Below are 15,871 nucleotides of genomic sequence, written 5' to 3'. Positions count from 1 at the left end.
ATGCCGAATAGCACCTTCATCGTGAGGCAAACCTGGATTGCCGCGTCGCTAAACTCGCGCTGACGACCGCGCTTGCCGGTCGACGAAGCGTACCATTCCATCTCAGGATCAAGCCAGATCGATAGCGAACCGCGCTGCTTCAACGCTGTGTTGTACGAAGGCCAGTTCCTGGTCTTGTACTTCGTAGGGGACCAACTGCTCATGCACCGTTGCTACCCCACTGGATTCAAACAGGGAATCCCTCGCCCCATTTGTGCAACAAAGCCCCATCGGAGTCTCAAAGCCGCTTTCAATCTATGTCAACACGCATGGTACCGGCGAAGTCTCGTCAGAAACGATTGAAAAAGCGGTTAGTGAAGCCATGGACTTGACCCCGCGTGGCATTCGTCAACATCTTAACCTCAATCGTCCTATCTACCAACGGACAGCGGCCTATGGTCATTTCGGGCGAACACCTGAATATGATGGTGGTTTTACGTGGGAGCGCACAGATCTTGTTGAAACATTAAGAAGAGCTTGCGGGCACGACAACACAATAATTGAATCAGTACTAGCCAACTAAAAACACCTTTTCTCCTCCCTGTGTGGCGCTCCCAGTCGCCACCTACTTAGCCCGGCATTGAGCCGGGTTCTTTTTTGCACGCTCCGTCCGATCAGTCCTGATTCGATATGCAACGTCCAATCCCCAAAGAGACTACGTGGGGCGGGCATCCGGTGGTTGGGCGCGCTGTTCTGTGTCGGGTCTTGTCTTTCCAAGTGAGTTCTAAATCTTCGCGGCCCAGATGCGGAACCTGCTGGCCCCGGTGACTTCTCGGACCAACCCCATCTCCAGCATTCGGGCCAGCAATCTCTCGGCCGTGTCGCGGGAGGTGCCGACGGCCTGCTCGATCATTTTTGTAGTTGCCATGGGTTTGGCCACGAGGGCGGAGATGATGCGGGCTGGGTTGGTGCCTTTGATGAATGCCGTTTGGTCTCTGGCGCGGTCCCGCCACATGGTGAGGCGTTGCAGCTCGATCCGTGCCGAGTTCGCCCCGGCCTCCATGGCCGTGAAGTGAGATCCGAGGTCTTCGCTCCCGCCGCCATGTGGATGTCGCGCCCCCTGCCCCATCGGCACAAAGGTCAGGGTGAGACAGCCTTGAGCCATCCGTTTCGCGGCCCAGACCGCGCCTTCGATGTGATCTTCTTCGGCTGAGAGTTCAGACAGTCGCCACAGATAACGGGCGAAGGCGGCTTGGGTGAAGACATGCGCGTCAGATAGTGCAGCAAGGTTTGCCCAAAACTCCGTTGCTGCCTCATCAAATTCTTTCCCGGTGATCCGCCCTCGCAGGCCGCGTGGTACAACCTGACTCTCGACGCGATGCAGCCCGAGAAAGCCTCTGAGGTCATCCGTGGGCCCGTCCGCTATCAACCGCCTTACGGCCCACCGCGCCTGTTGCAGGGCGCGGGGGTCGGTCGTGACGCGGGCTTGCAGCTGGTCACGGCCGATTTCCTCGAGCGAGATCGGTGTGCCGGCAGCCCAGGCCAGTGCCTCGACCTCGCGCAAGGCCAGGCGCTCCAGAGCCCCCTGTCCCGCATCTGGTCCCATCCCGGCCACCACCATGTCGAGTTGTCCCGCCGCCAACGCGGCCCGGGCAAGCAGGGCGGCATGAGTCCCCTGCGCGGCGATCCATTCATCTGGTCGTACCAGTGGATCATTCTGCACCTTTGGCAAGGGGATGTCGTGAATGTCGAGTGCGTCATCTGGGTCGGGCAGGAACCACAGGTCTTCCGCTTCGTCAGGTGGATCATAGAGGGATCGGGGAGTGCCTGGCTCTTCAAACGTGCCCATAAATATGTTGCGCTTATTCATTATATCCGCACTATAACTATTTAATGCGGATTACAAAGGTGTTTTCTGTGATAGGCATCAACATGCGATAATTAACACTTATCGCATGTTGACAAAGAAGGGCATTCTCGTCACGCTCAGCGCATGAAAACCCGTTTGAAAATACTCAGCACGACGAGAGCGTGCCCCCTGCCCTGCGGCAGTTGCCATGTCGGATCAGAACGGATCTTCCAGCGCAACACCAGTGGGCGCAAAATCGCTGGTATTGCGGGTCACCACCGTGGCGCCATGGCGCAGCGCCGTCGCCGCGATCATCAGATCCGCACCTGTGTGGCCAAGCTCGGCGCTCAATCGGCCCCAAATGCGCGCGTCTTCACCGCCAAAGTCGAGAATGCGATCCCCAAACACAAGCGTCGTGCGATCGAGCCAGAGACGCAGATCATGGGCAAACCCCGGATTGGTTCGTTCCTGCTGGTGAATCCCGCGCTCAATCTCGCCCAGGGTGATGGCGCTGAGAAAGAGCGTGGTTTCCGGCTTGCCCTCAAACCAGGCGGCAACTTGTGGCGCCCGCTCTGGCCGACGCGCGGCCGACAATACGTTCGTGTCAATGATATACACTCACAAGTCCACATCACGCGGCTTGACCTGCGCGCGCTCGACCTCTGGCCCCGGAAAGGCCAGCAGATGATCGGCGAAGCTCTCGCGGCTCTCAACCGCATCCGCCAGCAGATATTTGTAGTCTTCCGCACTCAGCACGACCACCGCAGGTTTGCCGCGGCGGCTGACCTGCTGCGGCGTGCCGGCCAGCGCGGCGTCCACCACAGCCGAAAACTTGTTCTTGGCGTCTTGCAATGTCCAGGTCATGCTTGCCTCCAATACGCATCTAGCTATATAGCTAGCCAGTGGGGAAAACTCAAGTCATGATGACTCCAATCGCCCCCTATCACCCCCCTGCCCCACCGTCTTTGGATTCTGAGGATCGCGATGCGTTGCACGACCTCTATGTGCGCGGCACGCCGGAAAATACCCTGCGGGCTTATGAGCGGGATTTGATCTATCTCACGGCGTGGAAACAGGCGGCTTTCAAAGAAGTGCTGACCTGGCCCGAGCGCGAGGAGGTGGCACTGCGCTTCATTCTCGATCACAGCCGGAATCTGAGTAATGCCTCCGGCCGGGCCCGGAAGACGGCGGATCAGCTGATTACCATGGGGATGCGCAAATCCCTCACCTGCCCGGCCCCATCGACCCTGAACCGGCGCATTGCCTCCTGGTGCGCCTTTCACCGGATGCGCAATCTAACCAACCCGTTTGACGCGCCGATGGTGCGACAGGCCCGGGCCAAGGCGCGTAAGGCGATGTCTCGCCCCCCTGCCCCGAAGTCCGCCCACCCGATCACCCGTGAGGTTTTGCTGCGGTTACTTGAGGCCGGCGGTCCCGGATTGCGCGGGCTGCGCGACCGGGCGATCCTGCTCTTGGGTTGGGCCTCTGGCGGCCGACGGCGCTCCGAGATCGTCAGTCTCGATCGGCGGGATATTGGGTTGGAGGAGTTCGAAGATAAAACCCTGGTCTGGATATCCCTGCCGCTGACCAAAACCACCAGTTCCGGCGCCACGCCAAAGTTGGTGCTCAAGGGGTTGGCGGCCCGCACATTGGTGGCCTGGATTGATTCGGCGGAGATCACTGAAGGACCGCTGTTTCGGCGTATTACCCGCACCGGCGCCTTGGGACAGAAACGGCTGTCCGATGCGGCCGTGTCGCAGATTGTTAAACGCCTGCTCACCGGGGCCGGATTGGATGCCTCTTATGCCTCACCGCATGGGCTGCGCTCCGGGTTTCTGACCCAGGCCGCGCTGGACGGTGCTCCCCTGCCCGCTGCCATGCGCCTGTCGCTGCACCGCTCGCCCGCACAGGCACAGAAGTATTACGACGATGTCGATGTGGCAGAGAACCCGGCGGCGGATCTGTTGGGGGAGTGAAATTTGATTGTCGAATTCGTAGCCACGCAGGATGCGGCGAATACCGGTGATCTACATGGCATGGAGAAATATTTTTTAGAACTTACTGCTTTCTTCTGACAGGGCAATCATAGACACATTTCTCTGGCACGTGACAGTTCTAAAACACCGGATGTGCTGCGGCTGTTTTTCATGAACCGATTTGAAGTGTTTAACAAATTGGAGCGACAAATCGCCAACTTCTGAATCGATTTCTAAAGGGAACAATGCGAAAAGTGGTGGATGCCCGAAGGCATTGATGTGCGCACATTGTCGGGGTGGTATAGCTCCTCGGTCAAAACACGGATGAAGCCAAAATCAAACGCTGCGTCCACTTTGTGTAGCATGTGATAGGAAGAACCAGGCTTTCAAGCGTGGCCATTTCAAGCTCGGCCCTGCAGGGTACAGGGCTTTTCAACATATGCACGTCGAAACAGTAGTACCACTGTAGAGCAAGCAATAAATGGACAACCATTCGACTGTCGTTGCCAAATAGATCGAGCATCAGTTCCCGAGAATGCATAACTCTTCAGAAGTGCTGAGCGAGAATTGCGGTAAGATTGCCCGGTCATAGCTGGCAAATGTGCGTTTGATCCCTTGATCGAAACTGAACTGGAAAGCCCAATCAAAATCTCGAACAAACCGGCTCACATCCAAAGCACAGGTATTGTCTCTAAACGGAAAGTACTTTCGCGGCGCGACACCCGCCGCTCGAGTTTCCCCAGAGATAATATCTGCTTCTACGCCAGCTGCGGCGGCTACCCGTATGACCCACTGTTCCGCGTTCATCGTTTCAGGTTCGGCAATATTATAGATTGCATGCGCGCCAAAATCAGTATCGACGAGGTGAGCTATTATGTTCGCTAGGTCCTGGACATGGAGAAACTGGAACTGTGCTGAACCATCGCCGGGAACGACAATCGGCCGTTCCGTCAGCACTCGCGACCAAACAAATGTCTCTCGGTCATTCGCGTTGTTTGGTCCATAAAGGTATGGGGGACGCAGAATCGCGATTGGGCATTCACTTTGCCCGATCAGAAATTCATCGGCTTCCGATTTGTCCACACCATACTCACCCCAAATTTCAGCACCGCCCAAGACATCTATCTCACTTGGCAGATGGTCAAGCGTTTCACGATACACCGCAGCACTGCTGAGGTGTATCCACTTTCCGGCGGAGCTGCCAAACACAGAAAATGCAGTCTCGACCTGCTGGCGTGTATATCCGCTGGTATCAATGACAACATCAAATGCGCCGGCGTGCCGGGCAATGTCTTGATAATCATTACGATCTCCAATGAGTTGCGAAGCACCTTCAACCCGATGGGTTCCACGATTCAATACCGAGACCTTATTGTCCGCATTTGAGAGTGTCGGAATAAGCGCTTTGCCGACAAAGCCAGACCCGCCTATAACCAATATATTTTTCAAAGGAGTCCCCGCACTTTTAGCTGATGTTGTCGAGACGCTAGCCTTGGCGTGGAATCCGGTCAATTGGATTTCACCTCGCAAGCCGACTACAAATGAATCTACTATTTTTTGCCAACAGCCTGGGGTGTAACAGCTGTTACACCTCGTGTGGTTAAGAACCACAGGGTTGACATAGATGCAAGAATCGTACTCTTTAGCTTCAAGTATCGCGAAAAGTGAACACTAGGGCAGAAAAAGAGTACCGCATGGATTTAATGACACCGATTGAAGCAGACGCACCTGCTGATCTGGCGCTTCAAGTTTCTCAAAGACTAAAGTCTGCTGTCAAGGGTCATCTACTGCAAGCGTTTGCTCCAGATCACACTAAGAGCATGCGCTTAATCTCAGCACCAGAAGCAGCAGAACTTCTTAACGCAAGCCCTCCATTCCTGCGGAAGTGTCATAACGATGGGACGTTGCCTGAACCCAGTGTTAACCGGAACGGCCGACGTTATTATTCTGTTTCTGAATTGTGGGAGTGTCGAAAGCTGTTGGACAAACAGGCTCGCATTCCTGGGAAGTATCTCCCGTGGCGGCGTGAAGGCGAGCCTTTACAGGTTTGGCAGCTTATGAACTTCAAGGGCGGGTGCTCTAAGACTACGGCGACTGCACACATCGCGCATTATCTGGCGTTACATGGCTTTCGCATTCTTCTGATCGATCTTGATCCACAAGGTTCCTTGACAGGGATGTGTGGCATTGATCCACAGACCGAGTTTGGCAGTAAAACAATTTACGATGCGATTACCGTAAATGATCCAAGCCCAATGGAGGATGTTGTAGTTCCAACATTCCTGCCTGGGCTGTCACTTGCTCCAGCTCAATTGATTCTTAGCGAATTCAAAATGGAAGCGAGGGCGACCGGTAATTTTCACACCCGTTTGCGTGACGCAATCGCACAAGTTCAAGATCAATTTGATGTTGTGTTGATCGATAGCCCTCCGGAACTTGATATTCTTACCCTCACAGGTATGGCGGCAGCAACCTCTCTACTTGTGCCGTTGACGCCTTCCATGATGGATTTGTCATCTACTGCATTGTTTATGGAGCTCGTGAGCTCCTACATGAAGGTCATCACCGAACATGGTGCCGAGTTGCACTATGATCATTTTCGTTTTCTCGTCACCAGAGATGAACCTACAGATGGGCCCTCACAGCAACTTGTTGGGTTTCTACGTGCTCTTTTTACCGACATGGTTCTGAGCGCGACCAGCTATAAATCGACAGCTGTTTCAGATGCAACAATGCTAAAGCAAACCATCTACGAACTGGACCGTGCGGAAGTAACTCGGAGTACTTACGATCGAGCACGCGCCAGTATGGACGCAGTTGGGGCAGAAATTAGGGCGATGATCGAAAATACCTGGGAACGGGAGAAGACATAATGGCTCGCAAAGTTCTGAATGCATATGAGGCCGTCAAAAAGGGGCAGGGGGAAGCAATTAAGGCGGAAATTCCCGTGATGCGCGCCTTTGAAAGTTCTCTTCAAGCAATCCGAGATTTGGACCCGGGGTTGATTGACGACTGGGGGCCAGCAGATCGTCTGGAAGAGGATGTAACAGCTGTTACACTTGAGGACGATGGTTCTTTTGAGGTTCTCAAAAATTCCATCAAGGAACAAGGTCAACAAGTACCAGCCCTCGTTCGCCCGTCAAAGTCAAAACCTGGGCGCTTTGAGGTTATTTATGGGCGTCGCCGTGTAAAAGCTTGCGCGGATTTAGAGATATCAGTTCGTGCAAATGTTCAGGAGATGGACGACGAAACCGCACTTATGGCCAAAGGGCTCGAAAATGCTGCCCGAAGAGGATTGAGCTTTTACGAGAAAGCACTTTTCGCTGCTGAGATATTGTCTCAAGGAAAAACTACAAAAAAAGTTGGCGAAGTTCTTGGTGTGAGCCGAAACGCGGTTTCTCAGTTGAGCCGCGCTTCTAAGGTGGTGCCCCGCAGTGTTGGCGTCAAGATTGGACCCGCTCCGGCATCAGGTCGGCCAAAGTGGTTTCAACTTGCAGATGCCTTTGAGGCAGGAAAGCTGACAGAAAAACACGCACTCGTAACTTTGAGCAAACTGGAACATCTGACTTCCGATCAACGTTTGGACCAACTGATCAAAGAAACCCTCAAGCGCGGCGCGGCGCCGCGCGTCAATCAAGAACGCTCACCGATACCCGGCGTTACAGTTAAGTCAGGGCAAGGCATCAATATTGTGGTTAAGAAGGGTGCATTTGCTAACTGGCTAGATGAACATCTCGACGAAGTGCTGAAAAAAGCACACGGCGAATTCGAGGCAACGAGCAGAAAGGAGTAGGCAGAAAAGAAAACCCTCACCAGCAGCAACTGATGAGGGGGTAACATGCGCCGAAGCGCTGCTGTTTTTTGATTAGCACCTAAACAGTATCAGCCCCTGATTCGCTGCACAACAAAAAACGCCTTTGGGCGAACAGGTTTTCTTTGCCGAATGGCAAGATATGGAACAATTTAATGAAGCTCTACAGAGAGCACCTGAGTCTAGCAAGTCTCAGAACGGGATAGGTATGCCAAATGGTGGCAAATCGTCGGGTTGGCGCAAGCCGACGCCGGGCCTTGTGGTTGCTGAGCAGCATGCCCAAGCCGGCGAACGAGTAGATATACCCAAAACGAGGGCTGTCGTGGCGTGTAAGAAAGTCGGCGCAGCGATCGGGTTGAAATCCCCTGACATGCTACTCCTGGACACACTGGCTGCAGTTGCACAGCCACAGGACTGGGAGCAGGGCAGGCGGCCAATTGTCTGGGCCTCGAACAATTTCCTGACCGAACAGCTCGGCTGGTCTTTGTCGGCTCTACGTCGCCACGTCCGCAGATTGTGCGACATCGGCGTGATTGCCATGAAAGACAGCCCCAATGGCAAACGCTGGGGCCGCAGAGGCGATGATGGCTATATTGTCGAGGCCTATGGCTTTGATCTGGCGCCACTGGCTGCCCGCGCAGAAGAGTTCGAGGCGCTTCATGCTGTATTACAGGAAGAACGCCAATTCTGCGCCTCTCTGCGCAACACCATCACTGTGGCTCGACGAATTATCCGGGCAAAGATCGAGAAAGCGATGGAGAGCCGCCTGAGAGGGCCGTGGCGTGATCTTGAGGAAGAGTTCGCCACGATGCTTCAACGCCTTCCAGGGCGCTCTGTGTCTGCTCAGAAGTTGCTGGATTTGGTTGACTGGTTCACAGACCTGAAGGGCAGGGTAGAGGAGGCTTTCGAGGCCGCTTTTGATTGGCCGCAAAAATCTGATGCCGAACTTGTGGATAACGTCAAGATAACACAGGAAGAAGTAGCGTTAGATTCTATAGAAATGACACCCACGGGTACCGTTTCTGAAACCCATATACTAACTACAAATAAACCTGATCCTGTAAAAAGTAATCGCTTTGAAACAAAGCACGCGGCGGGCGTGGTGCAAGACTCCGTACCGTCAGATAATGTGGAAAGGCTGGATAAGCAGGATCAAGATATCCAGTGGAGTACACATACCACAAGGCCCAAGTCTGATATTGATATTCCAACATTGATGCAGGCCTGTCCCGAATTTGCTGAAATGGCACGATCGCTTTGTGGCTATCTGAAAGACTGGAACGATGTGCATCGCGCTGCAGGTCAGCTCAGGGGTGTTGCCGGGATCTCCAAAGATGCCTGGAATGTTGCGCAAAACACCTTTGGACCAGAAGTTGCGGCCGCAGTGATTGCTCTGATCTACGATAAACACGCCACGGGTGAGGTTTTGTCCCCAGGTGGATATCTCAGAGGCATGATTGAAAAGGCGAGGGCAGGGGAGTTGCATCTCGAACGCAGTTTCTATGGCCGGATGAGCGGGCAGGCGGCGTGAATATGAGAACATGTCCAAAATATGTGGTTTTATTCGGAATGTTCTGCGCTCAGAAACCAAAAATTTCATCTCAAGGGCTCATGATTTTTGCTGCTCAGTTAGGTTGCCTTTTTCAGTTTCACTGGGACAGATCAAAATGCCACAATTTCGGGCCGAGGCGGTGTTATGTCTAGCTTGTTTGTATTTTGTTGTGTAAAATAAATGGGTTAGGAAACTTTTCTATTGTTTTCAAAGGGTAATATTGAAGCTATGGCATCGGCTCAACAACTCATTGGTCTCGTTAAGAGCCACGCAGAAGGCGACAAGGATCGTTTTTTCGATCTTGCGATGCAACTTTCTGCGAGCGAAGAGCAAAAGGGCCATACTCGCCTGGCTGAACAATTGCGCCAATGGGCCGAGGCTGGTCAAAAGCCAGCTGTATCTCGTGTTCCAGCTATAACGCCTATCGCTGCACCGCGCGGGGATATGGCAGAGTTTCTTGCGGCGTCATATCCGGCTGAACGTCTGACCGATGTCATTCTACCTTCTCGTCTTGAAGATGAGCTTGCTCATATCGTCGTTGAAACCAGAATGCGGGAAAAGCTTGAAGAAAGGGGTTTGAAACCGCGTCGTCGGGTTCTTCTGTCTGGTCCTCCTGGCACGGGGAAAACACTCAGCGCACTGGCGCTTGCTGGAGAGCTTCAGTATCCACTATTCTCGGTCGTCCTGCATGGTTTGATTACAAAGTACATGGGAGAGACGGCGCAAAAACTCAAAATGGTGTTCGACGCCATCAAGACGACACGTGGTGTTTACCTCTTTGATGAAATCGACGCGTTGGCCGCAGCTCGAGGTAACGAGAACGATGTCGGCGAAGCTCGACGCGTTCTTAACTCCTTTTTGCAGTTTTTGGACGAAGATACAGGCCCATCCATTGTTGTCGCAACCACAAATCTGCCGGGAATTCTTGATCGTGCGGTTCTGCGACGCTTCGATCTGGTGCTTCCGTATGAGATGCCTGATGCGCCGTCTATTCGACAAGCAATAGAGCGGCGTCTAATCGGTTTTGCCATTGCCAGAATGAGTTGGAAGAAGGTCACCGACTTTGCAGAAGGATTATCTACCGCTGACGTTGTCGCCGCCGCCGAAGATGCGGCCCGGCGGGCAGTTCTCGCAGATACAGATAAAATTACGACACAAGATTTGATAGCAGCAATTGAACGACGGCGCGCGCTTCAAGGTTTAGGAACAGACGGAATTGGCAAGAAACCTTCGACACATTCATCTTCGCAATCTGGGCAAGCCGCATCCGTTTCAGGCCAAGGGCGGGGGCGGGTCAAAAAGTCCAAGTGATGTTCTGAATCGCGCCGCTCATGCTCAGGCATTGCTTCAGGCAATCGACGCTCTTCCAGATATTAAAAAGAGTGATCTCCCAGGTGTTTATCTCGAAGTCAAATCGCGCCCAAACGAACGTTTGAAACGCGAAAGTCTTGATGCCAGCAATTTGACGCTTCTGCATTACGAAGATGGATCGCGGAGCGATACCAATCAGGAAAGCGCGACGGTTTTTGCAACGGCCAAAGGTGTCGAAAAGCTCCGCAAGAAAGTTGGTGAATTTCAACATGAAAACACCAAAGACCGCGTAAAAGATGGCGAGGTTATTCCCGGCCGGCCAAAAAACGCAGATCTCGTTCAGAGTGTAGCAGCTATTACAGAGGCGGGATTGCGTGCCCTTTGGCGTAGCCCAGATGTGAAGTTTCCAGCAGAAAACGGTTCATCAAATTGGGAAATTTGGCTGGATCCTAGTGAAGTTGATAGTTTTACGCAAAGCGCACCAGAATATGGGGTAATGATTGGTGAGGAGCGGCTTTCTTTCCCCGAAGATGTCGTCATTATTGTTCATAGCACACGTGTTGCGCTCGCAAATGCAATCCGACGCATTGGGGGCGTTCGTGCACTGGCTGCACCTACTGTTACGGCGGAATTCTTTGATGGGATGAATGTGCAGGAACAAGCCCAATGGGTGGACGAGCTCTTGCAAAGAACAGAGTTCCCTCCACATCCAAACCCTGGATATGTGACTTTGATGGATACTGGTGTAAGTCGTGCACATCCTTTGATTGAACCTGCGCTTGATGCTGCCGATCGCCATGCTGCAAATCCGGCTTGGAGTGTGGAAGACACCACAGGTCATGGGACACAGATGGCTGGTCTTGCTTTGTTTGGCGATCTGACACCAAATCTTAGTCAAGCCAATCCAGTTCGAGTTGGAAACCGTCTGGAATCCGTCAAACTACTGCCAGATGCTGGTGCGAATCCTCACCATCTTCTCGGCGCCGTAACGCGAAACGCAGTCGACACTGTAGAGCAAAACAACCTGCGTCGCCGAACTTTCACCATGACCACGACGACTAGTGAGGACTCTCCACATGATGGCGCACCAACCTCGTGGTCAAGTGAACTCGATCAGTTGGCGTCAGGCGTATCCGGCATGACAAACGAACCCCGCCTTATGCTTGTTTCCGCAGGAAATACAGATAACTTCAGCTTTGCAGCCGGCGACTATTTGAATAGATGCGATCACGAAGACAACGAGATCGAGTCTCCCGCGCAAGCGTGGAATGCGGTATCTGTCGGAGCATACACCGAAAAAACACAGCTACCGAATGGCGAACCTGCGACCCCGTTAGCACCGTTTGGTGATCTGTCACCCGCTTCTAGGACAGCATCCTGGTCATCGACCTGGCCGCTCAAACCGGATGTTGTCTTAGAAGGAGGAAATTGGGCTGCAAGTGCTTACCCACCACCCATGAGGCACGGTTGGTTGTCGATGCTCTCGACGCACCATAACTATCCGCTACGCTCATTTACCTTTACCTACGACACAAGTGCGGCGACCGCATTGGCTGCAAAAGGCATTTCCGAACTTTGGTCCGAATATCCAAGCCTTTGGCCAGAAACCGTGCGCGGGCTCTATGTATCATCGGCCCGGTGGACGCCTCAAATGATGTCGCACCTCCCAGCCGAGCCAAACAAAGGCGACTATGCCACCCTGTTCCAGCGCTATGGATATGGGGTTCCAGACCTCAATCGTGCCCGCCGTAGTGCGTCCAACGCTTTAACGCTCATCGTTGAGGACACGATCACCCCATATGGTTTGTCCGAGAAAACCGGCGGTGACATCAACAACGAAATGAAACTGTTCGCTTTACCCTGGCCAATTGAGCAACTGAGGACACTTGGTAATACAGAAGTCACATTGCGCGTGACGTTGAGTACCTTCATTGCACCCAACCCGTCAGAGGCCTCTCGTGGTTCCAAATATCGGTATGCTTCGCACAATCTTCGTTTCAAACTGAACCGAGCAGATGAAAATGCACAAAGATTTATGGCCCGTATCAGTAAGCTTGCGGAACAACCGGATGGTCCACAAAGTGCAGAAGAAGATCTCTGGGACTATGGACGTAACAGGCGTGATGTCGGATCGCTTCACATTGATCAACTGACATGCAAGGCTTCTGATCTTGCTCGGCGCAATCTTATCGCCGTTCATCCTGTTTCTGGCTGGTGGAAATCAAAGACGCTGTTGCAAGGCGAGCTGCCCACTGTCAGATATGCTCTTATCGTCGAAATCGATGCTGAAGAAGTGCAGGCGGAGCTCTTTGCAGAGGTGCAAGCTGTTGTTGATGCATTGGTGTCAGCCCAGGCTGTTGTGGCAGTTTGATGGCAATAGGGAGATTGAGCTTCATTTGACCGACACTCCTTGTTTGCGCTCCAAAAGAGCAAAAAAGTCAGATCAAGTCGCGTGTTCTACAGAATAGGGTCGAATTGACCATAGGTGCACCCGGCCTTCATCAATCATGGCATCGCGTGTACTTCTCGCCTGATCCACAAGGGCGGCATTCGTTGCCCCCGGTTTTTGAACAATTGTATGTCCTAGTTTCGAGGGATCGAGTTTCGCGTTTAAGGATGATCTGTGGTGCTTTCGAGACTGGTTGGACCAGGCACCCACTTGGGAGGCGGCCCGTATTTGCGCAATTGCGCAATCAGTTCACGTTGGTCTTTGAGCTCTTGTTGTATTAGAGGAGCAAGACCGGGCTCATAGGGTCTAAGGCGTGCCATTTCTGCTTCAGCTTCTGTATATCGTTCGCAAAAGGCCAGGACGACCGCGTAGTGAGAACGCACTGTGATCATGTAGGCGGCGGGCTTCCATTGCTGGAGCTGAGGTAGAACAATGGTTTCCATCATGTTTAGCGCACCGTCGAAGTCGTGCTTGCTGATGAACTGGTCCACGAGATCCTGCCCAACGCGAAACAACGATTCTGGCGCGCGCGCCAAGTCGTAAAACTTCAGTGCATGAATGCGAGTGAACGGTGAAGATTGTCCCAATATGTCTCCAGCCTTGGCGAGAACATCGAGAGAGTCTGCAAGATGCTTGATGTCGTCAACATCTGTTCCTTCCTTCAGCATCCGCACTAAGTCTGACGCATCATTTCCCATTACCTTTTCCGGTGTCAGCCCAATCAGCTCATAATAGTCCTCTATGAGCGGTAGAACCCGTTGGGCTGCGGCATTTGCGGCACCCAGTGCGAGTTCTGCACAGGCGACATTGTATTGAAACACACGCTGATGACTTGGAGAGAGATCTTCGACGATAGGGGTAAGGTCTGAGACCAAACGCATCGCGCTGCGCTCGTCACCATTGTTGGCTAAGAGGCCCATCTGCTTCATGCCGACACGCAGCCGTTCTTCATACCCAAGATTGTCGGCCTCAATGAGAGTGTCCATTTCATCCAGCCAGGATACGGCTCGGTCGGAACCAGCCCTGATATCGGCGAATGCAAGTGCATCCAGCGCTTTTAGCCGCTGATCGGAAGGAACTGATTTGTCCTGAACTCCCTGCAAGAGAAAGGCTTCAACTTCGGGCCAGACGCCCAATTCGTGGAAAAGCTCATCGGTTGCCATGTCGACCAATATATCAAGACGCCCAGTTTCCCCGGTCAGTCGTAAGAAGAGGGAAAGCTTCGCTGGGTGCCAACTGTCCATAAGACTTTTCTGAACGACAGTCCTGAGCGCCTTCTGACGCGCTTTCACGTTCTCGGAACCCAGCAGAAGCAGCCGCCCCTTGCCCACAGCACGTGCAGCATCGTGTAGTTTGATCCGATCGTCGGCAAAGACCTGGAGCAGACCGTGACTTACGAGCTGTCTAAGGGCACGGTCTAAAACTGCCGGATTGTTGTCTCCCGCTGCTGCAATGTATGAGCGCATTTCATCGCGTTTTAAGGGAGCATCGCAGAGACTGAGTAATTCGGCGACATCAGCCACAGCTTCTGGCAATCGGTCAAAGGTCCGCCCGAGAATGAGGTCTTGAGCGATCTCCTTGGTGTGCGCGGACCGAGCGAGATCTGCGCATAGCCGCTTCAACGATCCGCCGTAGTCTGATTTTGCGACTGAGATTGCATTCGAAACGAAGAGTGGTAAGCCACCCGTAAGATCGATTAGGTGCTGACAATCGGCGGCATCACCCTGGCAGCCCTCATCATGCGCGGCTGCCGCCACCGTGTCCGGTGCCCATCCCAAGAGCGTTTCGCGAGGGGCACCCAGAACCGCCTCGAGCGTAGAGATATCTCCTTCAGGGCGCCCTAGAAGCACAAAGTGTAGATCTCGGCCTGCTGCGATGGCACCCAACACGTCATCCGAGGGTAGCTTGTGAACATTGTCCAGGGCGACCGTGACGAACTCGTTCTGCTCAGCCAAACGGCGGGATAGATGCTGAAGGATCTCTAGCCCGGAGGCGCCAGGCAGAAAGATTTCTCCTAGGTGATAGCCCGTTTGAAACACGCGACCTGCAACCTCGCGCGCGATGATGTTGGCGAGGGCAGAGCCGGGTGTATCAGCTACGTCGAGGTAGATGACGGTTCCAGACGCATGTTGTGCCGACTGAGCAAGCCATGAGGTCTTGCCGGCCCCGGAGTAACTAACGATCAATCTGACTCTTGCGCCTGTCTGCAGATCTGGTTCGTGCTCCTGAACCCGGTAAGGAGATGGCGGAATAGGCAAGTTCTGCAGCTGCATGATCATTTGCTCGAACAGGCGGGGTAGCTCTTCAGCTTTGAACGTGTGGTCCAGGCTGTCATCTTCTCCAGTGGCCGCGAGGGAAACGAGACCTGCCAGCTTCCAAACGAGGGTTTCTGGCGTCAGGGTTGCGAACGGCAGTTTTCCTGCTGTCTGGCAGGCCACTTTAGCCGCTTCGAGAAGTGAGGCTCTAGGAGCCGGCAGGATACGTGCCTCGGGATCGGCCGTTGGCCAGTCAACCTGTACATCGGCCGGCCAGTCATCCGCCGCGATCTTTGCAGCAAGTGGGCTATTAGGCGGCGCAGTGCTGACGATCAAGAATGTTGGCTTGCCATCACGCCCCCCGCTTACATGAGCGGAACGCAGGTCTGCAAAACGCGTCAGAGTGTCTTTGATATCGCCCCAAGCAAGAGATTCCTTGCGGTGTTTGACTTGAACATAGACACGTCGACCCTCGAACTGAATTTCAACATCTTCGTCGTTCTCAACTTCGATACTTTGCGCTGACAAAGAGGCTGCCGACAGCAGGCACTGAACGGTGTAAAGGTGCTGGAAAAGGAAGCCGCGATGCACGGCTTCGATCCGAATGAGTTGAGCGGGATCCAGCACATGGCTTTGTTGTCTTGTCGTTTGCGTCAAAGACCTAAACCATTATCTTCTGAGTTATTCGT

12 protein-coding genes and 1 pseudogene are annotated in these 15,871 nt (G+C 53.5%); 7 read left to right on the top strand and 6 right to left on the bottom strand.

The window, feature by feature from the left end; translation table 11 throughout:
• On the bottom strand, window positions 1-203 hold a 203-nt coding region (locus tag D9K61_RS07540; RefSeq protein ID WP_174235083.1), incomplete at its 3' end, for a transposase.
• 65 nt (window positions 204-268) lie between these two features.
• Here D9K61_RS07540 and D9K61_RS07535 point away from each other — a divergent pair.
• A pseudogene (locus D9K61_RS07535) lies at window positions 269-562 on the top strand (methionine adenosyltransferase domain-containing protein); the annotation flags it as partial.
• 201 nt (window positions 563-763) lie between these two features.
• Here the strand turns inward: D9K61_RS07535 and D9K61_RS07530 are convergent.
• The 3 genes from D9K61_RS07530 to D9K61_RS07520 all read right to left on the bottom strand — a co-directional run bounded on the left by D9K61_RS07530 (window position 764) and on the right by D9K61_RS07520 (window position 2,692).
• A complete protein-coding gene (locus D9K61_RS07530) occupies window positions 764-1,849 on the bottom strand; it encodes a helix-turn-helix domain-containing protein (RefSeq protein WP_120632637.1) in 1,086 nt (361 codons plus the stop codon).
• 195 nt (window positions 1,850-2,044) lie between these two features.
• On the bottom strand, window positions 2,045-2,446 hold the full coding sequence (locus D9K61_RS07525) for a type II toxin-antitoxin system VapC family toxin (RefSeq protein ID WP_120632636.1): 402 nt from the start codon (window positions 2,444-2,446) through the stop codon (window positions 2,045-2,047).
• Window positions 2,447-2,692 (bottom strand): type II toxin-antitoxin system Phd/YefM family antitoxin, encoded by a 246-nt coding sequence (locus D9K61_RS07520; protein ID WP_120632635.1) that lies wholly within the window; start codon window positions 2,690-2,692, stop codon window positions 2,447-2,449. It abuts the gene before it with no gap.
• Between the two features lie 56 nt (window positions 2,693-2,748).
• Here D9K61_RS07520 and D9K61_RS07515 point away from each other — a divergent pair, with 56 nt between their 5' ends.
• Window positions 2,749-3,804: a site-specific integrase gene (locus tag D9K61_RS07515; RefSeq protein ID WP_254055713.1), complete on the top strand. Its 1,056-nt coding sequence runs from the start codon at window positions 2,749-2,751 to the stop codon at window positions 3,802-3,804.
• Between the two features lie 522 nt (window positions 3,805-4,326).
• On the opposite strand, the gene D9K61_RS07505 is transcribed toward D9K61_RS07515, so the two are convergent.
• Window positions 4,327-5,316 carry an NAD-dependent epimerase/dehydratase family protein gene (locus D9K61_RS07505; RefSeq protein WP_162946794.1) on the bottom strand — a complete coding sequence of 330 codons (990 nt, stop codon included), beginning with the start codon at window positions 5,314-5,316 and terminating at the stop codon, window positions 4,327-4,329.
• A gap of 182 nt (window positions 5,317-5,498) precedes the next feature.
• On the opposite strand from D9K61_RS07505, the gene repA reads away from it, so the two are divergent.
• From repA to D9K61_RS07480, 5 genes are all read left to right on the top strand, one after another.
• Window positions 5,499-6,677 (top strand): plasmid partitioning protein RepA, encoded by a 1,179-nt coding sequence (gene repA, locus D9K61_RS07500; protein WP_120632650.1) that lies wholly within the window; start codon window positions 5,499-5,501, stop codon window positions 6,675-6,677.
• Window positions 6,677-7,597 (top strand): plasmid partitioning protein RepB, encoded by a 921-nt coding sequence (gene repB / locus D9K61_RS07495; RefSeq protein ID WP_120632632.1) that lies wholly within the window; start codon window positions 6,677-6,679, stop codon window positions 7,595-7,597. Before repA ends, repB begins: the two co-directional genes overlap by 1 nt.
• A gap of 124 nt (window positions 7,598-7,721) precedes the next feature.
• The gene (gene repC / locus D9K61_RS07490; RefSeq protein WP_254055712.1) at window positions 7,722-9,146 is read left to right on the top strand and encodes a plasmid replication protein RepC; all 1,425 of its coding nucleotides are present in this window, start codon (window positions 7,722-7,724) and stop codon (window positions 9,144-9,146) included.
• Between the two features lie 222 nt (window positions 9,147-9,368).
• Window positions 9,369-10,478: an AAA family ATPase gene (locus tag D9K61_RS07485; protein ID WP_254055711.1), complete on the top strand. Its 1,110-nt coding sequence runs from the start codon at window positions 9,369-9,371 to the stop codon at window positions 10,476-10,478.
• On the top strand, window positions 10,384-12,849 hold the full coding sequence (locus D9K61_RS07480) for a S8 family peptidase (protein WP_254055710.1): 2,466 nt from the start codon (window positions 10,384-10,386) through the stop codon (window positions 12,847-12,849). The genes D9K61_RS07485 and D9K61_RS07480 overlap by 95 nt, the downstream gene beginning before the upstream one ends.
• A 239-nt stretch (window positions 12,850-13,088) precedes the next feature.
• Here D9K61_RS07480 and D9K61_RS07470 read toward each other — a convergent pair whose 3' ends face one another.
• Window positions 13,089-15,809 (bottom strand): hypothetical protein, encoded by a 2,721-nt coding sequence (locus D9K61_RS07470; protein ID WP_120632628.1) that lies wholly within the window; start codon window positions 15,807-15,809, stop codon window positions 13,089-13,091.
• Window positions 15,810-15,871 lie beyond the last annotated feature (62 nt).

This window comes from Ruegeria sp. EL01, assembly GCF_900313035.1.
In the GTDB taxonomy this organism is placed as follows: Bacteria; Pseudomonadota; Alphaproteobacteria; order Rhodobacterales; family Rhodobacteraceae; genus Ruegeria.
Note: the sequence above shows the minus strand (reverse complement) of the source record. Positions and strands in the feature narration are given on the sequence as shown.